General features: G+C 32.0%; 19 protein-coding genes. 7 read left to right on the top strand and 12 right to left on the bottom strand.

Annotated elements, in window-relative coordinates; translation table 11 throughout:
• Nucleotides 1-5: 5 nt before the first annotated feature.
• The gene (locus tag B4L98_RS14380; RefSeq protein WP_286494891.1) at nt 6-1,055 is read left to right on the top strand and encodes a phytase; all 1,050 of its coding nucleotides are present in this window, start codon (nt 6-8) and stop codon (nt 1,053-1,055) included.
• A 461-nt stretch (nt 1,056-1,516) separates the two neighbouring features.
• A complete protein-coding gene (locus B4L98_RS14375; protein ID WP_125349470.1) occupies nt 1,517-2,158 on the top strand; it encodes a DUF6266 family protein in 642 nt (213 codons plus the stop codon).
• 79 nt (nt 2,159-2,237) lie between these two features.
• Here B4L98_RS14375 and B4L98_RS14370 read toward each other — a convergent pair whose 3' ends face one another.
• The 5 genes from B4L98_RS14370 to B4L98_RS14350 form a co-directional block, all read right to left on the bottom strand.
• Nucleotides 2,238-2,498: a helix-turn-helix domain-containing protein gene (locus B4L98_RS14370; protein ID WP_125349469.1), complete on the bottom strand. Its 261-nt coding sequence runs from the start codon at nt 2,496-2,498 to the stop codon at nt 2,238-2,240.
• A 294-nt stretch (nt 2,499-2,792) separates the two neighbouring features.
• Nucleotides 2,793-3,653: a glycerophosphodiester phosphodiesterase family protein gene (locus B4L98_RS14365; RefSeq protein WP_291048451.1), complete on the bottom strand. Its 861-nt coding sequence runs from the start codon at nt 3,651-3,653 to the stop codon at nt 2,793-2,795.
• 11 nt (nt 3,654-3,664) lie between these two features.
• A complete protein-coding gene (locus B4L98_RS14360; protein WP_291078600.1) occupies nt 3,665-6,820 on the bottom strand; it encodes a TonB-dependent receptor in 3,156 nt (1,051 codons plus the stop codon).
• 211 nt (nt 6,821-7,031) lie between these two features.
• Nucleotides 7,032-8,246 carry an MFS transporter gene (locus B4L98_RS14355; RefSeq protein ID WP_291078598.1) on the bottom strand — a complete coding sequence of 405 codons (1,215 nt, stop codon included), beginning with the start codon at nt 8,244-8,246 and terminating at the stop codon, nt 7,032-7,034.
• An 87-nt stretch (nt 8,247-8,333) separates the two neighbouring features.
• Nucleotides 8,334-9,248: a helix-turn-helix domain-containing protein gene (locus B4L98_RS14350; RefSeq protein WP_125349466.1), complete on the bottom strand. Its 915-nt coding sequence runs from the start codon at nt 9,246-9,248 to the stop codon at nt 8,334-8,336.
• Nucleotides 9,249-9,504: 256 nt separating this feature from the next.
• Between B4L98_RS14350 and B4L98_RS14645 the strand changes: the two genes are divergently transcribed.
• Both B4L98_RS14645 and B4L98_RS14640 read left to right on the top strand, forming a co-directional pair.
• Nucleotides 9,505-9,789 (top strand): methyltransferase domain-containing protein, encoded by a 285-nt coding sequence (locus B4L98_RS14645; RefSeq protein ID WP_313097229.1) that lies wholly within the window; start codon nt 9,505-9,507, stop codon nt 9,787-9,789.
• A gap of 51 nt (nt 9,790-9,840) precedes the next feature.
• Nucleotides 9,841-10,272: a hypothetical protein gene (locus tag B4L98_RS14640; protein ID WP_313097228.1), complete on the top strand. Its 432-nt coding sequence runs from the start codon at nt 9,841-9,843 to the stop codon at nt 10,270-10,272.
• A gap of 42 nt (nt 10,273-10,314) precedes the next feature.
• Here the strand turns inward: B4L98_RS14640 and B4L98_RS14340 are convergent, their stop codons facing one another.
• From B4L98_RS14340 to B4L98_RS14330, 3 genes are read right to left on the bottom strand one after another with little or no spacing between them, the layout of a single operon-like run.
• The gene (locus B4L98_RS14340; protein ID WP_291078596.1) at nt 10,315-11,502 is read right to left on the bottom strand and encodes an aspartate aminotransferase family protein; all 1,188 of its coding nucleotides are present in this window, start codon (nt 11,500-11,502) and stop codon (nt 10,315-10,317) included.
• Between the two features lies 1 nt (nt 11,503).
• The gene (locus B4L98_RS14335) at nt 11,504-12,055 is read right to left on the bottom strand and encodes a hypothetical protein (RefSeq protein ID WP_125349463.1); all 552 of its coding nucleotides are present in this window, start codon (nt 12,053-12,055) and stop codon (nt 11,504-11,506) included.
• 39 nt (nt 12,056-12,094) lie between these two features.
• Nucleotides 12,095-13,768: an OstA-like protein gene (locus B4L98_RS14330; RefSeq protein ID WP_260392455.1), complete on the bottom strand. Its 1,674-nt coding sequence runs from the start codon at nt 13,766-13,768 to the stop codon at nt 12,095-12,097.
• Between the two features lie 244 nt (nt 13,769-14,012).
• Between B4L98_RS14330 and B4L98_RS14325 the strand changes: the two genes are divergently transcribed.
• A complete protein-coding gene (locus B4L98_RS14325) occupies nt 14,013-14,933 on the top strand; it encodes a Dyp-type peroxidase (protein WP_115000647.1) in 921 nt (306 codons plus the stop codon).
• Nucleotides 14,934-14,994: 61 nt separating this feature from the next.
• Here the strand turns inward: B4L98_RS14325 and B4L98_RS14320 are convergent, their stop codons facing one another.
• Nucleotides 14,995-15,447 (bottom strand): Fur family transcriptional regulator, encoded by a 453-nt coding sequence (locus tag B4L98_RS14320; RefSeq protein WP_038331681.1) that lies wholly within the window; start codon nt 15,445-15,447, stop codon nt 14,995-14,997.
• A 195-nt stretch (nt 15,448-15,642) separates the two neighbouring features.
• Here B4L98_RS14320 and B4L98_RS14315 point away from each other — a divergent pair, with 195 nt between their 5' ends.
• Entirely contained in the window at nt 15,643-17,985 is a 2,343-nt protein-coding gene (locus B4L98_RS14315) for an ATP-dependent helicase (RefSeq protein WP_286494898.1), read from the top strand.
• A gap of 230 nt (nt 17,986-18,215) precedes the next feature.
• Nucleotides 18,216-19,679, top strand: coding sequence for an alanine/glycine:cation symporter family protein (locus B4L98_RS14310; protein ID WP_221855076.1), 1,464 nt, complete (start codon nt 18,216-18,218; stop codon nt 19,677-19,679).
• A gap of 53 nt (nt 19,680-19,732) precedes the next feature.
• On the opposite strand, the gene B4L98_RS14305 is transcribed toward B4L98_RS14310, so the two are convergent.
• The 3 genes from B4L98_RS14305 to B4L98_RS14295 are packed head-to-tail and all read right to left on the bottom strand — an operon-like array spanning nt 19,733 to nt 21,708.
• Nucleotides 19,733-20,251, bottom strand: a complete 519-nt coding sequence (locus tag B4L98_RS14305; protein ID WP_125350085.1) for a YceI family protein — start codon at nt 20,249-20,251, stop codon at nt 19,733-19,735.
• 38 nt (nt 20,252-20,289) lie between these two features.
• Nucleotides 20,290-21,108: a 4,5-DOPA dioxygenase extradiol gene (gene ygiD, locus B4L98_RS14300; RefSeq protein ID WP_221855074.1), complete on the bottom strand. Its 819-nt coding sequence runs from the start codon at nt 21,106-21,108 to the stop codon at nt 20,290-20,292.
• A gap of 27 nt (nt 21,109-21,135) precedes the next feature.
• Nucleotides 21,136-21,708 (bottom strand): YceI family protein, encoded by a 573-nt coding sequence (locus B4L98_RS14295; RefSeq protein WP_221855071.1) that lies wholly within the window; start codon nt 21,706-21,708, stop codon nt 21,136-21,138.
• Nucleotides 21,709-21,813 lie beyond the last annotated feature (105 nt).

Below are 21,813 nucleotides of genomic sequence, written 5' to 3'. Positions count from 1 at the left end.
CAATTATGAAAAAAATATTCATCACATTATCACTCTTCACTATTCTATTTTCTTGTGAATCCTCTAAACTGGCTCCAATTCCTACAAATGCAGTAAAACCAACTGTTACAACACAGCAAACACCAAATGATACTGATGATCCTGCAATTTGGATCAATTATCAGAATCCAGAAAAATCACTTATTATTGGAACAGACAAACAAGAAGAGACGGGCGGTTTATATGCCTATGATTTGAATGGTAAAATCGTAAACCAAATCGTTCCACTTAATCGTCCAAATAATGTAGATGTGATGTACGGTTTTCCTCTGAATGGAAAAAACATTGACATTGCAGTGCTTACCGAACGTGCAAACAATAAAATTAGAATTGTTTCGCTTCCAGATTTTAAATTGATTGACAATGGCGGAGTCGAAGTTTTCAAAGACGAAACATTACGAGACCCAATGGGAATTGCGCTCTACAAAAGCAAAAACAACAAGTTTTATGCAATCGTTGGTCGTAAAGACGGTGTAAGTGGCGAATACCTACATCAATATGCATTAGAAAACAAGAACGGAAAAATAGAAGCAACTTTAGTACGCAAATTTGGAAATTATTCGGGTAATAAAGAGATTGAAGCCATTGCAGTTGACGAAGAATTAGGCTTTATTTATTATGCTGACGAAACAGCAGGAATTAGAAAATATTATGCTGATCCAGAAAAAGGAAACGAAGAAATTGCATTTTTTGGGCAAAAAGATTTTAAACGCGACCACGAAGGAATTGCAATTTATAAAACCAATGCAACAGATGGCTATATCTTAATTTCGGATCAACAAGCAAATTATTTTAATGTATACAAACGACAAGGTGAAGCTTCAAATCCGAATGAACACAAATTGATTGCTAAAATCCCAGTTTCTACTATCGAATGTGACGGAGCTGATGCTATAAACTTCAATTTTGGAACTAAATTCCCAAAAGGTTTCTTTGTTGCTATGAGCAATGGAAAAACATTCCAAATCTATGATTGGCAAATAATTCAAAACGAAATTGATAAACAAGCAAAATAATTATACATTCACACATAAAAAATCCGAGCTCATAGCTCGGATTTTTTAGTTATATAGCAACACCTTTTTTGTCAATATAACATCATTTGCACTTATATTTTTTTGTAAACAAAGCCAATCAAAACAAACTTTATGAAAATTTTCTACATATTTTCTACATAAAAACTTCTACTCCACTTCATCGAACAAACATCGAACAAACATCGAAGAACAAATATAGAATAGATATAAAACCATCGAAGAACTATCGAAGAATCATCGAAAAAACAAACACATAAAAACAGTACATAACTTATAATCAATTGATAATCAATTAATAGAAAAGACAAAAACAGATAACCAAGGAAAAAGAAAGAAAAATAAGGAAAAAACCTGACAATTAGAGAAATTTTAAGAAAATAGAATTTTTGTCAATATATATTGCTGAACTTTAGCATAATAACCCCTAAAAAAATAAAACAATGGGAAAAATTTATGATTCACTTTTAGCAGGCTCTTCAGGACGCACAGGGCGTATAGTTGTAGCAAATGTAAATGGTCACGAGATTTCAAGAATCAGACCTAAAAAAAGAACCAAAGCACCATCAGAAAAACAATTACTCGTTCAGCAAAGAATGAAACTTGCCATAGACTTTATGACCTCATACAGAGCCTATGCTTGCAAACACTATGGTTATCGTACAGGCATGCGATCTTCTTACAATCAAGCGTTTACCAACATCACAACAAACCTTGTAATAGACTATTCAACAGCCACTATAACACCAAATTACCAAAATATTTGTTTCTCCAAAGGTGCATTATTAGCCGCCATTCCATTATCTATTACTTTAGTATCAGCCGCAATGGTCGAGATAAACTGGCAGAACAATGCTTCACCCACATCAGACACAGCTACAGATATGTTGCAAATATTAGTAGCAGTAGAAAACGAAAACAATACATTTTTTATTGAAAATGCAACAGAACGAATGAACGAAACTTACACTTTAAGCCTATCCAACTTTCAAATAGGTAAAACCCTACACTTTTGGATTGCCTTCCGTTCACAAACAGAAGACCAAGTGTCAAACTCAGTTTATTTAGGTGCCATTAGTACTTAAAAACATATTCCTAAGGCTAAAATAATCTAATCATATTTAGCCTTAGGAATATTAAAGTTAAATGACCCACATAAAATTGTCAATCATTATACCTCTTCAAAATATCCAAAAACAATAAACTCCTCAAATAGTAGTTCTTAGAACCTAATCTAAAAAACTTAATCTCACCTTTTTTGCGACACCTATCCAGAGTCTTTTCAGATATACCAAACAATTCAGCAACCTCTTGATCCGTCATCAACTCATCTTTAGTCAATTTAAAATCCTTTGTACTATAACGTTCTACAAACTCCGCATAGATTTGCTGAAGTTCCAAAAATGTAAATTCTGTTTCCTTCATACTACAGCTTTTATAAAAACAATACACATTGGTAATTATTTAATAATGACTAATTTACAAATAAATAAAATATAATACCATATATTAAGCATTTAACTCACAAAGCTTGTTGTATAAATGAAGAAAATAGCCTCTCAAGAAGATAATAAGGCTGTAATCATCCAAGACTCTAAAATCACAAAATGAAAAGAATCTTTTTACATGAAGAATGCACAACTGAAATAAATTTAGTTAACCAAAAAAAAATCCTATTCGAAACAAATAGGATGTATTCTGCTAAATATTTTAATAAAATTACTTGTAGTTAATGAATTGCGAAGGATAATCTGTTTCAATAATATCTGGTCGAGAAATTAAATGCTGAATATAACCCCTTGCCCTTTCTATATCGGTTGGCAATTTATCCGTAGAAGGCGCAATGGCAATCATCACCATAACACCTTTTTTACGCAAATAAGCTATCATTTCTTTTTGTTCTTCTTTCACTTCCAAACCAATCCAAGCAATCATTCTATCATACGAAACATTTAGTTTCTCAAAACTTTCAACATCTTTCATCGAATGAAAAGGTTTCATAAACATTACATACTCAAGATGTTTTGCATAATAAGCAACCTCATCATCTTTTCGCAAACCTAAAACTACATTAGGATAAGGATTTTCTTTCAGAAATTTCACATAAGTTGCATACGGAACACCTTTATTATCCAATTGAAAAATAGTTTTTCCTTGACTCCAATCCAAAGCTTCTTTTAGTGTCGGAATTTTAAAATCAGTCAACTTTCCTTCCCTATCTTTTAATTTCGCATGTTTTATTTCAGCATAGGTATAATCTTTTACCTTTCCTTGCATATTTGTCGTACGATTCAAGGTATCATCGTGCATCAAAATAAGAACAGAATCTTTTGTAAGTTGAGGATCTATCTCAAAAAAAGAAGGCATAATAGACAAGGTTTTCTCAAAAGCCTCAATACTATTTTCAGGATAACCAGGCATCATACCTCCTCTATGTCCCGAAATAATAACAGGTTTATTTTCATCTTGTTCAAAATATGATTTCAACTCATCAAAACTCTTAATATCAACCGTATGCAACTGAGCATTAGCCACAGCAACTGTGGCTAAAACACTCAATAAACTAATTATTCTTTTCATAAAAATGATAATTAAAAACTATATCTAAATCCTATCTGAATTTGATAAGGACTAAACGCATAACTTGTTTTTCCTGTATTAGTATTTACATTATATACAAAATGCTTCTCTGTCGCATCAAAACTTTTAATTGAATAAATATTTTGCTTTCCAATACGAGGACCAACACCCCAATCTTTACTCAATAAATTCGCTACATTGAAAATATCAAAACCAACTTCAAATTTATGCTTCTCAATAATATTGAACTTCTTTGTTAAACGCAAATCAAACGTTCCAGCAAACCCATTAATACCTCCATTTCTTTCTGCTATTTTTCCAAAACTTTTGCGGATATAATCTTTTGTATGTTTTTCTACTTCTGGATTATCTAAAATTGCCTGAATTCCTTTCTTTAAATAATCTGGTGTTGATGCACTATTTGGATCATAGATATAAGCCAAATCATTCGAATTCACAAAATCTCCATTCATGTTACCATTCACTGCCAACGAATAACGAGTTCCTCCTATTCCACTAAAACGAATACCAGCAGTCATTCCCCAAAAAGTTGGTGATTGTCCATACACAACCAGTTTATGACGGAAATGTGTATCAGAATAATTCATTTTACTTAAATTTCGAGGATCTTCAGCAACCATCAAACTCAACGTCGCTGTATTCGCAACATTACCATTATAAGAAGTATTATCTTTCGAATCATTCCAAGTATATGAAACAGAAATCTGTCCATCCTTGAAATAACGATACATACCATCTAACACAAATGCATATTGATCTTTTTTACCATCACTAATTAATTCTAAAACACGACCCAAGTCTTTCGTTTTACGTCCATTTACCCAATTGGCAGCTCCATTTGTAGGGTTTATTGTTGACGCTGGCACATAAACACCACGATTCGCCTCTTCTGCAATTCTAAAAAATGGTTCATCAACCATATTACGATCCACATACATATAGTTGTTACGCGCCCAGTTAGCATAAGCACTAATTCCTACACGCAAACGATCACTAAAAAAATGGTTATAAGAAGCATTTAACTTATACACCGTTGGCACTTTCGCATCTTTACTATTCGCATTTATTGTGATTAATTTTTCAATATTAGGATTATTGAACAAATCTTTTCCTGGAGCAGTATCAGGATTTTGTCTATAACCAATAAAATCTGGCGTTGGCACTAAAGCACCTTCAATATCTACCGCAGCAACCTTTGTTCCATCAAACAACATATTATTAATCATAGAATAAGGATTAAGTGAAGAACCAAAAATACCTCCACCAAATTTTACGAAATCTTTTCTATTTTGATTAACATCCCAAGTCAATTGAAAACGAGGTTGAATTTGCCACGTATTAATCTTATTATCAGTTCTAACACCCAATTGTTTATCAGCAATTTCATTGTAGTTTGCACCATTCAAGTATTGCATATTCTCTACACGCAAACCAGCCATTAAGTCTAAACCAGGAGAAAGCTCTGTTTCCATTTGTCCATAAACCGCAGAACTTAGTTGATTAATAACTGTAGAAGGATCATCCGTCAATCTAATCTCTCTTGCATAACGATAAGGTGTCATGTTCTTAAAATTGTCCATACCAGTAAAATAAAAACGTCCGTTCATTTCACTACCATACACATTTACCATTCTGTAATACGAGAAATCTCCACCAAAAGTATATTTGATATTATTTCGGTTGATATAAATATTATTCACCAATTGCACAACATCTCCTTTAAACCATTCTGGAGAAAAGCGTTGTCCACCTAACTGAATATTTGTAAACTGATTTTTACCATTAATCGTAGAACTAATTCCTTCTACAATCGCACGCGGAATAGATGCAGTTGGTAATTCCTTTGATGCTAATACAGATTGGTTCTCTAAAAAATACTGAACTTTTAATTCATTTGTAATATCATCATTAATATCAGTTCTCAACGATAACATCAAACTATTGTCGGTTTTCTTACGATCAATATACGATTCGTACATATTGATTCTTGTATTATCACCTTCTGATAATAAATCTTTTTCGTGTACAAAATTATTACGAAGCGTTAATAAATTTCTTGCATTAATCTGCCAATCTAAACGTAAAAATGCAGCATTTGTATCTTTATTCTTGTTAAATGATCCAAACTGAGGATTATTCGAAACGCCATATTTTTCACGCGCAATACTCAAAAATTGATCTAAAGTAGATTGTGTTACATTAAATAAAGCTTCGTCACTTTCATTATTAATATTTGCAATGAATAATGGACGTTTATCAACTTGTCGATCCCAAGCAACAAAAAAGTGTGCTTTATCTTTCTTAATTGGTCCTCCCAAAGAAAAACCATATTGATAAGTAGAGAACTCATTATCTCGTTTATTTCCACGAATATCATACGGACTCGAAAGCCAATCTGTACGACCATACAAAAATGCACTTCCTTGCATTTTATTCGTCCCAGACTTTGTAACAGTACTAATTGTTCCACCACCAGCACGCCCGTTTGTTACATCATATTCATTTGTTACCACTTTAAACTCACGAATCGCTTCCATCGAAATAGAATAAGAAGACGAAGTAGAACCTCCTGCAATAGTACCTCTATTAGACATTCCATCTATCGTATAATCAACAGACGAAGATAATTGACCACCAATACTTGTTCCATTGCTCAACGGAGATAAATCTATTAAAGAAGTGAAATTTCGTCCATTTACAGGTAAAGTTTGTAAATCTTTTGCCGATACAGAAGTAGACGCACCAACTTGTTTAATAGAACTTTTTAAAGTTTGCCCACTTACCATCACTTCATTCAATTCAGTCGTTCCATTTGTAAATTTGAACGGAACCCAAATTAAATCTCCTTGATTCAAACTATATCCTTCTAAGATCTCCTCACCATGTTCTTCCGAAATAATAGTAACTGTATAAGGAGAACCTAATGGCAACTGCTTTAAGTTATACTCTCCTTTTTCATTCGTTTTCGTAGAAGCTGTAAATCCTGTCGATTCATTTTTCACAACAATGGTTACATTGTGCAAATCCGAACCATTAGCATCAGTAATTTTTCCCGATATACCTGCTAAATCTCCCTGTGCATAAACTGCAGTAGTTGCTCCCATCACAAAAACAACTGCTGATAGTTGAAATAAATTAAGTTTCATGTATATGTTTTATTTGAAACCCAAAATTATTTTTTACCTCACAATATGGTGTTACTTAATAATTAAGAAAGCTTTAACTAAAAGTCATAAAAAAGGTAATAGTTACAAGAAATTTAAACGTTTAATAAACCTTAAGAATTTGGTTTTAAGATTTAAAAGAGTATTTAAAGAAAATAATATGTTAAAAATCCGAGCATTCGCTCGGATTTAATTATACGATTATAGCTTTTTTTCGTGTAGATTTCTTCATTCTATACATAACGTAAATAATTACAGATAATAGAAATGAAAAAATAAAGTATCGGATTGCTAACCCATTTTGAGTATCAACTTTACCAGTACTTGAGATAATAAAACTTGTAAGCGAAGTAATAATATACGTCATTCCTCCCATCAAACCACCAGCAACACCAGCATTTTTAGGAAAAGCCATCATATTTGAAGTAAAGAATGATGTGAATAAAATTCCCGAACAAATATGAATGAAAAACGCAAAGAATAATAAAACAAATAGATTTTGAACAAAGAAACCTGCGATAATCAAAAGAGAAATCAAAACTAATTGTACAATAATAGGTAAAGCTATACTTTCTTTAAAGTCAAGATGCATTCTTTTCTTTCCTACAAATCCGCCAATCATCCACGAAAAACCTAAAATTAAAGTTGAATAACCAATCACTACAGAATTAAAATGATAGGTATTTTCAATTAAAAACGGACCAATAATATTGAAAATCATTACAATAGAATAAGCAACAGCCTGTATCATAATTCCAACTATAAATAATTGATTTCTAAGCATCATTCTATAAGTATCAATAACGTTTTTCAAATTCAATTTAATCTTTTCAACAATACTTTCCCCACTAAAAATCAATTCAAAAATTAAAATTAAAGCAGCGTAAATAGCTAAAAAATAAAAATTCGCATGCCAATTGAACAACTTTTCTAAATATCCACCTAAAAATGGAGCCAAAATAGGTCCGCATGACCAAACAATCGTGAAATAACCTAAATAATGTTTCGCCTTTTCTGGTGTATGAATATCAATAAAAAGTGCTCGAGTTGCAATAACAATAATCGCAACTGAAATTCCTTGAATAATTCGAAGAAAACAAATCAACAAAATGCTATCTGTACTCGCGATAACTAAACTTGTGATTAATACGACAAATAATGCTACAATTTTTGGATAATATCGTCCAATTGCATCCAAAATACTTCCAATAAACAATTGAGATAAACCATAACTCAATAAAAAACAAGTCAGAGTTAATTGAATACTACTTTCTGGAACTATCAACGATTTTGCCATCGACGGAAATGACGGCAAATAGATATCTGTTACAAATCCCGAAATTGGAATCGAAAAGAAACCAAGTATACTTATAATTTTTTTCCTTTTTTCTGATGCTTCTCTCAACATAAATCATTTTTTACTATGCAAAAGTAAAATGAATGTGAAATTGAGGAATTAAAAAAGATAAATAAAAAATTACAAAAATCAAATAAATTAATTTTCTTGTTTAAATTTTAATGGAGAAGTTAAAGTATGTTTTTTAAAAAAATTATTAAAATGAGCAGGTTCCTCAAAACCTAATGTATAACCAACTTGCGCAATATCCCAATCAGTATACAACAACAGGTTTTTAGCTTCTTCAACTATTTTCTGTTTAATAATTTGTGTCGTTGTTTGTTTTGTTACAGATTTCACAGATGAGTTGAGATGATTTACATGAATATTTAATTTCGTTGCAAAATCAGCGGGTGTTTTCAAAATAAGTGGATGAGCAGGTGAATCTAGTGGAAATTGTTTATTTAATAATTCATCAAACTTCTTATACAATCTCACATTTGATGGCAATTCAACCGCATGTATTTCATCAACTTTTTGTTCTAAAACATAATGAAAAATAGCAGATAAATGATTACGAATACTAAAATATCTCAATTGATAATTGGATTGATTAAGACGATACATTTCCTGAAAATAAGACAAAATCAAAGGCAATTGTTCATCAGAAATCTCAATAAAAGGAGAACTCCAATCTTTAAACAAAGATGTTTTTTTGAAGACATCAAACTCTTTATTTTCAGAAAAAAATTGTTGATTGAATAAACAAAAATAACCTTCTTGCAAACTCGATTTACATTCCCAAGTATAAGAAATATGCGGAGATGGAAGAAATAAAACCGGTTTAGAAATATATCTTTCATTATTTCCATATTTAAAAATTCCTTCACCAATCAACAAACTGATTTTGTAATAATCTCGCCGACTATATGGACTTTTAAAACTACAATATTTACGCAAAGAAATATTAAAATGCGCTTTATCGTGTTCAAAGTTAGCAGAATTCATCAATTCGGCTTGTTCTAAACTAATTTTATTATAATAATCTGCAATAGTTTCTAATTCTTGACTCATCTTTATTCTTACAAAATTCAAATAAACGACATTTTAGAATAATTATATGTTAAAAACTACATTAATCATAATATTACCTATTGTGCATTTTGATAATTTTAGCAATTAAACCGTCAATTCGAGTAAAATTCTTTTAGAATTTTTATTCATTTCATTTCTTCAAATCACTCGAACTGACAAATTTTTATTCAAAATACACAGTGGATTAAGTATTATAAAATTTCATTAACTTTAATCACATTCAAAACTTAATAAAATGCCTTGGAATCCCGAACGATATAATCAATTCAAAAATATTCGTTATCAACCTTTTTATGATTTAGCGGATTTAATTTCTACTAATAATTTGAAAAATTGCATAGATGTAGGTTGTGTAACTGGCGAACAAACAGCAATTCTTGCTAATAAATTTGAACACGCTAATTTTTTAGGAATTGATTCTTCTAAGGAAATGCTTGAAAAGTCAAAAGAATTTGATTTAGCCAATCTTACATTTCAACAACAAACAATTGAAGGTTTTGCAAATTCAGATACAACTTAGGATTTAATTTTTAGTAATGCAGCGTTACAATGGTCGGATAATCATGAAGAATTGTTTCCTAAATTAATCTCAAAACTGAATGTTAATGGACAATTTGCAGTGCAAATGCCTTGTCAAAAAGATAATGTATTGAATGTTATTTTGAGTGATTTAGCACGAGAAAAACCTTTTACAGATTTTCTGAATAATTTTCATCGAGATTCACCTATGTTAACGATAGATGATTATGCGAAAATCATGTTTGATAATGGATTGAAGGATTTGAACATCAGCATGAAAGTTTATCCAATTTACGGAAATGACGAAACAGAATTTTATAATTTCATTTCTGGTTCTGCCTTGATTCCTTATATGGAACGTTTAACGACTGAACAACAAGAATTATTTACGACAGAATTTAAAACGAGAATTAAGAAATATTATAAGACTTTTCCTGCAATTTATTCCTTTAAGAGAATATTGTTGTATGGAAGAAAGAGTTAAACAAAAAGAGAATCAATTATGATTCTCTTTTGTTTATACAATTTATTCTAAATCGTCTAATACAGATTTTAAGATATCACAACCTTTTATAATATCTTCATCCGAAATATTAATTGGCGGTGTAATTCGTAAATTCTCGATGCTATACATTAAAAAGAAAAGAATCAAGCCTCTATTCATACATTCTTGCTGAACGCGCAACGTATATTCTGGCGATGATAACTCAGGAGCTAACATCAAACCTTTTCCGTGAATTTTCTTAATTTTTGGATGCTGTAGATTTTCTCTGAATAATTGTTCTTTACGATCAATATCATCCATTAATTTCTCTTCTTCTATAACATTTAGTAATTCTAAAGCTGCAGCTGCAATCACAGGATTTCCTCCGAAAGTCGTAATATGTCCCAATTGAGGATTTTGCTTAAGAGAACTCATAATTTTATCAGAAGTCATAAACGCACCAACAGGTAAACCACTTGCCATACCTTTTCCCATTGCCACAATATCTGGCACAACACCAAAATGCTCGAAACCAAACAATTTCCCTGTACGTCCAAATCCTGGCTGAATTTCGTCCATAATCAATAATGCACCAACTTCTTCGCAACGCTTTTTCAACTTGATAAAGAAATCATTTTCTGGTAATCTAAAACCAGAAGCACCACGAATACTTTCTACAATAACACCAGCCGTTTCTTTGGTAATTTTTTGTAAATCTTCTTCGTTATTAAAATCGATGAAATAAACTTCTGGTAACAATGGTCGGAAAGCAGCTTTCTTACGTTCATCACCCGAAACACTTAATGAACCATGTGTATTCCCATGATAGGCATTACGAAAAGAAATCAATTGACGACGACCTGTAAAACGTTTCGCTAATTTAAGCGAAGCTTCAATCGCTTCTGTTCCAGAATTCACCAAATAAACTTGATCCAATCCTTCTGGTGTTAAATCAACCAATCGCTTGCATAATTCGACTGGTTTTTCTTGCGCATATTCACCATAAACAGCGACATGCATATATTTGTTTACCTGATCTATAATCGCTTGATTGATACGCGGATGGCTATGTCCAAGTGTATTCACCGAAACGCCAGCCACAAAATCAAGATAGGCTCTTCCATCCTTTCCATAGATATAAGAGCCCTTTGCGTAATCGACTTCAAAACCAGATGCAAAATTTGTTGTTTGCGCCTGATATTTGAAAAATCCTTCTTTTAATGTTCCCATTTTATTTTAATAAAAAAAGCACAGCTGCACCGCCCATTGCATACGCTGCAACAGTAAGAGCATCTGATTTACCTTTCGAAAATTTTCTTATTTTGAACGATGAAATATCATTTTTATGAAACTTCAATTCTTTTTCTGTTCCTTTTACAACAGCATATAAGGTATCAGCTTTCCATTGCTTTGCCTCTATTGTATATTCTTTTCCTTGCGCATCTACTTTATAAAATTGATCGGGTTTGATAACATCCGAAATTTTAATTGTAGAAGGATCTATCACTACTTTCTCTTCTTTATTCTCTTGTTTTTTAGCTTTTAATGCAGCTAATTCTTCTTTACTTTCTGAAAGAGATGAACTAATTGCATTTTCATTAGCACTTTTGCGTTCTCTTCTCAATTCAACAATATCAGCTCTGGAACGACTTCTTTCATTAGAGTTAGCCGTCTGATTATTGCCTTTAGACATTTCCAAAGCATATTCCTCAGGATCAAAAGCTTTGTATGTATAACAACTTGATAATAATAGAATAGATAATATGATAGATGTAGTTTTCATTTATAGTTTTAGAAATTAAACGATTAATTTATGAAAAGATTATTTCGATTCGATAAAAATATCTCGCCAAGTATTTAATCGCTCAGAAATTCGCCATTTAAAATCGGGTAAATAACGCATTTCTTCAGGAAATTTAGACAATGGATACATTTTTCCGTCCGATTTTATGCGACATGCAACCAATTCAACATCTTTTCCTACAACATCAACTTCTATAATTCCGCAATAAGAAATATTAACTCCATAACGTTCTTTCACTTTCGTTTTTTGATCCGTATCATCCATGTACGTCAACGCAACAGCATTTTCTTCTACATTTATAAAATCAATTTTATCATCCTGAAAAAGAACAGTTAAATATTTTCCTTTGATTTGATGATATTCATTTTCCACAAGCGAATCCACTTTAGCAATCACAAAAGCATTATTAAACACTTTCATCGAGTCTAATTTTTCTGTTTTCGCATTTGTATACGCTTCGATATAATCTCCTGTAACTTGGTTATCACCAGAAAATAAAATTGGATCTTTGTAAAATTGCATCAATCCTTTAGTTTGATTGTACACCAAAGAATCTGCTTTTCCATTCGCATTCGATTTGTAAAAACGCGCTTTATGAAAGGCTTTCACCAATGAAGTCGAATCAACATCGTGACGTTTTACCGCCAACAAAGTATCAGCACTTATGTAAAGCGAATCTTTATCAAACGCTTTCACAGCATACGCGTTCTTCGTTACAAAAGCCGAATCTAAGTATTTAAAAGCTTCTCCGTAATCACCTTTCAAAAATCTTTTTTCTAATGGATCATCCAAAAAAACATCGCCTTCACCTTTACCAAAACCTGTTTTATCGTTGAAATAAAGTTTTTTAGCCGTCAACGTTTTGTTTTGATAATAAACTTTTGAATTTCCTCTTAACCAAGCTTCACCTGTTTTTTTATTAAAATCTCCATCCGAAGTAATGATATATTGTGATGGATCATTTCGACGTGTAATTTTAGAATAATCGCGGAAAGTTGTAATTCCCGTAATATCATTCGTCGTCATTTTTCTCGAATAAATCGTATAATCTTTATTCGTAATAAAAACTTCTGAACCAAAATTTGCCGATTTAGACTTTACATTATACACAACATTTCGTCCTTCGACTAAAGTTCCATCAGAACCAATTGTTTTGTAAGTATCATTTACAATAATATTTCCTGTCAATCGTTCGTAAATCATTTTCTCAGAACTTATTTGTTGCGTAGGTGTCTTCACTTCTACTTTCCCAATACCAGTCGCAATCTCGGTTGTACGATTATAATCCATATAATCTGCCGTAATACGAGAACTTGGATCAGTCAACACCACATCTTTGAAAGCTTTTGCAATTGTTGTGTTTCCGTCATACTCCATTTTATGCGCCGTAATTGTTTTGTCTTTGCTCACCAAACGTGCATTCGACCAAACAACAGCCAAGTTTTTATCACGATACAAAACCGCACTATCAGCCGAAATTACATCACCTTTATATTCGATTACAACATTTCCTGATAAAAAATCATTTCCCTCAAAACGTTTCGGATCATGTTCTACTAAATCAGCATGCCTTAGATTAACTTTTTCTTTTTTAGGTTTCTGTTGCGCAAAAGCACTTATCGTCATAAAACATGAAAGTAAAAAAGCAACTTTCAAGCCTGTTTTATTTCTATTTATATAATTAATTAACAATTACTTATTATTTTTATTTAATCTCTATTTCACTTCAAAAAAGTGCTAGCCAAAATTAGTATTATTTTTTTAGTCCTAAAAATTAATTATTACGTTAAAACGTGCTTTAATACTTAAAATTTTCATAATATTTTAATCAATATGATAGATTTTCAAGTCTTAATTTAATTAAAAAAATAACGATTATTCATCAAATTCAGTTTTAAAATTCTTAACTTCATATTCAATTTTATAAATCTATTAAATGCCTCAATATCAAAATGTATTAGACAGTCCAAACACCAATACTATTTTTATGGTTTGGAATTTTAAGGAAAATACTGCTTACAAAGATGCTTTCAAAAAGCTTTGCGCTTTAATTATCAATCTCAATCATTCAGCCAATACACGTTTTCCGAAAACGCAATCGAGCGTTATTTTAGGAATTAGTTACGATGCTTGGATAAAATTAAATTTACCAAAACCTTTGCCGAAAGAATTAAAACCTTTTGTTGCCATTAAAGGAGAAAAGCATGAAGCCGTTTCTACAAAAGGCGATATTCATTTTCATATCCGCTCTACGCAACAAAGCTATTGCGTTGATATTGTTTCTAATTTGACTGATTTATTGAATGATGTTGCTACTTGTCAAGAAGAAATTCATGGTTTTAGATATTGGGATGGTCGTAGTATTTTAGGTTTTGTTGATGGAACTGAAAATCCACAAGGTAACGAAAGAATAAATTTTGGTTTGATTGGCAATGAAGATTCTGCTTATACAAATGGAAGTTATTTATTTGTGCAAAAATACATTCATGATATGCAAGCTTGGAAAGATTTACCAATTTCTGAACAAGAAAAAGTAATTGGAAGATCTAAAGTTGATGATATTGAAATGAATGACGATGAAAAACCCTCGAATTCACATTCTGCATTAGCAAATGTTGGAGATGACAAAAAAATTGTTCGCGATAATATGCCTTTTGGAAATATGTCGACAAATGAAATGGGAACCTATTTTATTGCTTATGCTAGAAAGTTTAGCATTGTAGAAGAAATGTTAGAACGCATGTTTGTTGGTGAACCTATCGGAAACTATGATCGAATATTAGATTTTAGTAAAGCTAAAACTGGAACTTTATTTTTTGTTCCTTCTTTTGATTTGTTAGATCAATTTTCTAATTAAAAATAACAAAAAAGACCTTTTACGAAATCGTAAAAGGTCTTTTGATTTTATAAAATCAAGGTTATTTATTCTTACGAGTTCCGTAAAAATATAATGAATGATTATCAATTTTGATATCAAAAATATCTTCTATCGTTTGTTTGATAGATTGGATTCTTGGATCACAAAACTCCAATACTTCTCCTGTATCAGACAAAATAATATGGTCATGATTTTTGTCGAAATATGATTTTTCGTAATGCGCTTGTTGATCTCCAAACTGATGTTTACGCACCAATTTTGCTTCCATCAAAAGCTCGATAGTATTGTATAAAGTAGCACGACTAACGCGGTATTTCTTATTTTTCATTTTGATATACAACATATCAATATCAAAATGATCATCTGTAAAATAAATTTCCTCTAAAATAGCATAACGTTCAGGTGTCTTACGATGTCCATTGTCTTCCAAAAAATTCGTAAACACTTGCTTTACTATTTCGTAATTACTTGATTTTACTGATTCGTCTGTCATATAAAAAATTTGTGTAAATATACAGAATATTTCCTTATCAATGTAACGAAACAACTTTCAATTCGTACGTTTTTTCTATCTCTTGATAATAAATCTTTATAATCGCATATATTTTGCAATATATCTATAGAAGAAAATATATAATCTTTCAAAATTATTTTATCCTTTACACCACAAAGGTTAACTTTGCACACGATGGAAGAAAATTATTTAGAAAAACTGAACGAACCACAGCGTTTGGCTGTAGAAGCTACCGAAGGTCCAGTAATGGTGATTGCAGGTGCGGGTTCTGGAAAGACGAGAGTGTTAACTTATCGCATTGCTCATTTACTAAATAAAGGAGTCGATGCTTTCAATATATTGTCTTTAACATTTACCAATAAAGCTGCCCGAGAAATGAAAGAACGTATCGGACATGTGGTTGGTGAAGCGAATGCAAAAGCTCTTTGGATGGGTACTTTCCACTCTGTTTTTGCGCGCATTCTACGTGTTGAAGCTCCGCTTTTAGGTTATCCATCAGATTTTACAATTTACGATCAACAAGATGCAGTTTCTGTAATGACAAAGATTATTAACGAAATGCATTTAGATAAAGATATTTACAAAGCAAAACAAGTTTTGGGACGTATTTCTCAATACAAAAATAACTTGATTACAGTTAGAGCTTATCACAATAATCAAGCTTTAATTGAAGCAGATAATGAAGCAATGCGCCCTCGAATGGGTGATATTTACAGAGCTTATGTAGATCGTTGTTTCAAATCTGGTGCAATGGATTTTGATGATTTATTGTTGCGTACCAACGAAATTTTGACGCGTTTTCCTGAGGTTTTAGCAAAATATCAAGAACGTTTCAAATACATTATGGTAGATGAGTACCAAGATACCAATCATTCTCAATATTTGATTGTAAAAGCATTGGCTTCTCGTTACGAAAACCTATGTGTAGTTGGTGATGATGCGCAATCTATTTATGCTTTCCGTGGTGCAAATATTCGAAATATTTTATCATTCAAATCCGATTATCCTGATGCGAAATTGTATCCATTGGAACAAAATTACCGTTCGACGCAAATGATTGTGGAAGCTGCGAATCAGATTATCAAACAAAATCAAGATCAATTAGAAAAAAATGTTTGGACTGCGAATGAAACTGGTGAAAAAATAGCCGTTTATCGTGGACTTTCTGATGCTGATGAAGCGCGTTATATTGCAACGCAGATATGGGAAAGACAGATAAATGAACATCTTCAACCAAAAGATTTTGCTATTCTTTATCGTACCAATGCACAATCTCGTGCGTTAGAAGAAGCCTTGAGAAAAAGAGGAATTCAGTACCGTGTTTATGGCGGAACATCTTTCTATCAACGCAAAGAGATTAAGGATATGGTTGGTTATATGCGATTATTGATTAATCAAAATGATGAAGAAGCTTTATTGCGAACAATCAATTATCCGGCACGTGGAATTGGTCAAACGACTATTTCAAAACTTTTGGTTGCGGCAGATCAACATCAAATTAGTTTATTTTCTTTGATTGAAAATATTGCGATGTATGCTCCAACCATTGGAATAAATGCAGGAACATCAAACAAATTGAATGATTTTGTGTTGATGATTAAGCGTTTCCAAGTGATGCTAAAATCACATGATGTGTATGAAGTAACAATGGAAATGGCTAAAAGAACACAATTGTTGAATGCGTTGAAAGAAGATTCTACACCAGAAGGTGTTTCTCGCTTAGAGAACGTTCAAGAGTTGTTAAATTCGATCCAAGGTTATGTCGAAGAACAACAACAATTAGACGAAGGAGATGCTTCTTTAGGTGGTTTCTTAGAAAATATTGCTTTGGCAACTGATGCGGATAACGAAGAAGATGACGATAATAAGGTCAATTTGATGACGGTCCACTTAGCAAAAGGTTTAGAATTCCCTGTTGTATTTATTGCAGGTTTAGAAGAAAATCTTTTCCCTTCTATGATGAGTGTTAACACGCGCGCTGAATTAGAAGAAGAACGTCGCTTATTTTATGTTGCCTTAACACGCGCTGAGAAAGTGGCTTATATGACCTATTCTGTTTCACGTTTTCGTTGGGGAAAAATTATCGATTGTGAACCTTCTCGTTTCTTAGAAGAAATTGATGATAGTTTCTTAGAATGGAAAAATCTGAATATTTCTGCAAGAGCTTCTAATAATAGTGGATTATCGGCTGATTTATTTGGAGATGAACCAACACCACAAAACTATCAACAACGAGAAAAATCAGTTGCAAGACCAAATCCAAGAGCTCGTGTAGAACCAGCTCAACCAAGGTCAAATTTCAAACCAGTAAATCAAACAAAAAGTAACGCTTCATCAACAGCAAATGCACAAGGTTTGCAAGTTGGTCAAGTTGTTGTTCACGATCGTTTTGGACGAGGAATTGTGAAAGATTTGCAAGGAGAACCATCAGATATGAAAGCAATTATTCATTTTGATAATGCAGGAGAAAAAAAATTACTCTTAAATTTTGCAAAACTAAAAATCATTCGATCATAATAAAAAAACAGAAAAAGGTTACAGTAATTTGCAACCTTTTTTATTTGTATTTAACCAATTACACACCTTTTATCAAACTAAAGGTTTAAATAATATATCTTCAAAATTTAGAATAAAATTCTTGCTTGTATTTATTTTTTCGAATAAATAAACAGATTAAATCTTATAATTAAGATTTTTTTAGCATTTTAGCACCACAAATAAACACAAGAACAAAATTTTTTACTCAAATGGATGATATCATCAATCTAATAAGTAGCTACGTTTGGTCATATGCCTTGATTGGACTTTGCGCTTTAACAGGAATTTACTTCTCTATTCGCACCGGATTTTTACAAATAGTCTACATAAAAGACATGGTTCGCTTGCTATTTAGTGGCGAAAAATCGGACAAAGGAATCACTCCTTTCCAAGCTTTTTCTTTAGCAATTTCTGGTCGTGTCGGAACCGGAAACATTGTTGGTGTTGCAACCGCAATCGCAATGGGAGGCCCTGGAGCAATTTTTTGGATGTGGTTTATCGCATTTTTAGGAAGTGCATCTGCATTCATAGAATCTGCATTAGGACAGGTCTACAAGCAAGAAATCGATGGAGAATATCGTGGAGGTCCTTCATACTACATCGAAAAAGGTTTAGGAATCAAATGGTACGCGGTTTTGTTTGCAATCATTACAATTATGAGTTGTGGATTATTATTACCAGGCGTTCAGTCGAATAGTATTTCATCTGCTTTGAATAACGCGTTTGATATTCCTATTTATAATTTTGTAGGAATTCCAATCAACATTGTAGGATTCGTCATTATTGGATTATTAGCCTTGATTATTTTTGGAGGTGTAAAACGTTTGGGACAAGCTTCTGAATTTATCGTTCCTTTTATGGCAGGCGCTTACATCTTAATGGCAATCATTATTATTGGAATGAATATCCATCAAGTTCCATCAGTTTTACGATTAATTTTTTCATCAGCTTTCAATCAAGAATCACTTTATAGTGGTGTTTTTGGATCTGCAATTGCTTGGGGAATAAAACGTGGAATTTATTCTAACGAAGCTGGTCAAGGAACTGCTCCTCATGCGGCTGCGGCTGCGGAAGTAAACCATCCTGCACAACAAGGTTTGGTACAAGCTTTTTCTGTTTACATCGATACATTATTTGTGTGTACTGCAACTGCTTTTATGATTTTATTTACAGGAAAATACAATGTGAATCACCCAGAAAAAGCGGGAAGTTTCATTACTCAAAATCTTCCTGGAGTAGATTATACAGGTTTTACGCAAGCAGCTGTTTCAAGTCATTTTCCTTCATTCGGAAATAGTTTTGTTGCGATTGCTTTGTTTTTCTTTGCTTTTACAACGATTATGGCTTATTACTATTATGCTGAAACGAATATTACATACATTTTCAAGAAAGGAAATAGAAAAGTATATGTATGGATTTTACGTATTTGTTTTTTAGGTGCTACGTATTACGGAACAATCAAAACTGCTGAAACTGCTTGGGCAATTGGAGATATTGGTGTTGGTCTGATGGCTTGGGTAAATATTATTGCTATTTTATTATTAAGCGGAGTTGGGCTTAAGGTCTGGAAAGATTATAAAGACAAACGTAAAAAAGGAATTAAAAATCCTGATTTTAATCCTACAGAAATCGGAATTAAAAATGCTACTTTTTGGGAGAACAAAAATAAATAACACAAAAAAAACCACTTCGTTTGAAGTGGTTTTTTTGCTATTAAAAATTATGATTATTGGGCTTGAGTAAACTCTAAATTCACCAATAATTTTACTTTATCAGAAACCACTAATCCTCCAGCTTCTGTTACTTGGCTCCATCCTAATCCGTAATCTTTACGGTTGATTTCTCCTGAAAATTCGAATCCAGCTCTTTGTAATCCCCATGGATCAGTGATAACTCCACCAAAATCTGCATTTAATGTAATTGGCTGTTTTTCACCACGAATTTCTAAAGTTCCATTAATTTTTCCGTTTTGAATACCTGAAGTACTTTCAAATTTCATTTCTGGAAATTGCTCAGCAGCAAAGAAATCAGCTGATTTTAAATGTCCATCACGATCTGCATTTTTTGTATTGATTGAATCTACTTTTGCATCAAATTCAAATTTTGCATCAGAAAAATCATCTGAATTAGCTTCTACATCAGCATTGAAATGATCAAAATTTCCTGTTACTGTAGAAATTACCATGTGTTTTACTTTAAATTGGACTTCTGAATGAGAAGGGTCTAAATTCCATTTTGTTGCCATAATGTTTTGTTTTTATTTGTTATTTAAATTGATTTTATTTATCCTATTTTGAATGATAACATTCCTAATGATCCATAAATTAGTTTATCATTAAAAAGTGTTAGCTCCTCTTCTTTTCCTTGTAATGCTAATGCGTAAATAGCTGGCAAATAATGTTCCATAGATGGGACAGCAAGATTAAATGCGCTACCTTTTTGTACAAAATTGAACAATTCGTCGTGATTACCTGTTTGAACAATATTCTTGAATGTATCATTCACTTCATAAGCCCAATCATAACCAGCATTTGGCTCGCTCCAATTTAATGCTCTCAAATTGTGTACAACATTCCCACTTCCTACTATTAATATCCCTTTACTACGCAAAGCGTCTAATTCCTTCGCTAATTCGTAATGCTCTTTTGGCGTTTTATAAACATCCAAACTCAGTTCTATCATCGGAACATCTGCTTCTGGATACAAAAATTTAATCACACTCCAAGAGCCGTGGTCAAATCCCCACATTTTGTCTAAATCAACCTCTGTTGTTTTAATTAAATTTTTGACCTCTGTTGCTAATTCTGGACTTCCTGGCGCTGGATATTCAACATCGAATAAAGCTTGCGGAAAACCATAAAAATCGTGAATCGTTTTGGGTTGTTCTAAAGCCGTAACTTTAGTTCCTTTCGTTTCCCAATGTGCCGAAATACAAATAATCGCATTTGGTTTTGGGATTGTTTTTCCAATCTTCTTCCATCCTTCTACAAAAATATTTTCTTCGATTGCGTTCATCGGAGAGCCATGTCCTAAAAATAAAACTGGCATTTTATCAGTTGTAGAAAAACTTGAAGTAATTGATTTTAACGTATTGAAATCCACGATTTTTATAATATATTTTATTTATTATTATTTAGCTTTTGAAGCTGAAAATTCTAAGTTTGATGTTAATGTAACAACATCACCTACAACAGCTTCTGGGAAATTACCACCGATGTTAAAATCACTTCTTTTTACATTTCCTTTTACTGTAAATCCGTACGTTTTAACTCCGTTATTGTTGATGCTTCCGTTGTAAACTAATTTTAATGCAACTGGTTTAGTTACTCCGTTTAATGTTAAATCACCAACCATTTTAAATTGATTTCCTTTAACACGTGTAATTCCTTTTGAAGAGAATTCTAGTTTTGAATTTTTTGCTGCATTGAAAAAATCTGCTGATTTTAAATGATTATCACGTGCCTCAACTCCTGTATTGATTGAATTGATATCTGCAACTACATGAAATTTTGCATCGCTTAAATCTTCTTTTGTAAAGTTTAAATGAACATCAAAATTTTGGAATTGTCCTTCAACATCAGAAATTGTCATGTGAGAAACAGAAAAGCCTAATTTTGAGTGCGCTTTATCATTTGTATAATTTTGAGCAAATGCAGACATTGAAGCTGCTGATAACATTAACGTGAATAATAATTTTTTCATAACGAATGATTATTTGATTGTTTTTAATTAATTATACCGGTAGTGCATTTGTATTAGATTGTATATAAAAGTTGTACAACCTGCTAAAAAGCAGTAAATTGTAGT

It is taken from the genome of Empedobacter sp. UBA5528 (assembly GCF_002426075.1).
GTDB classification, from domain to species: Bacteria; Bacteroidota; Bacteroidia; order Flavobacteriales; family Weeksellaceae; genus Empedobacter; species Empedobacter falsenii_B.
The sequence above is the reverse complement of the archived record's forward strand: the minus strand, read 5'-3'. Positions and strand labels throughout refer to the sequence as shown.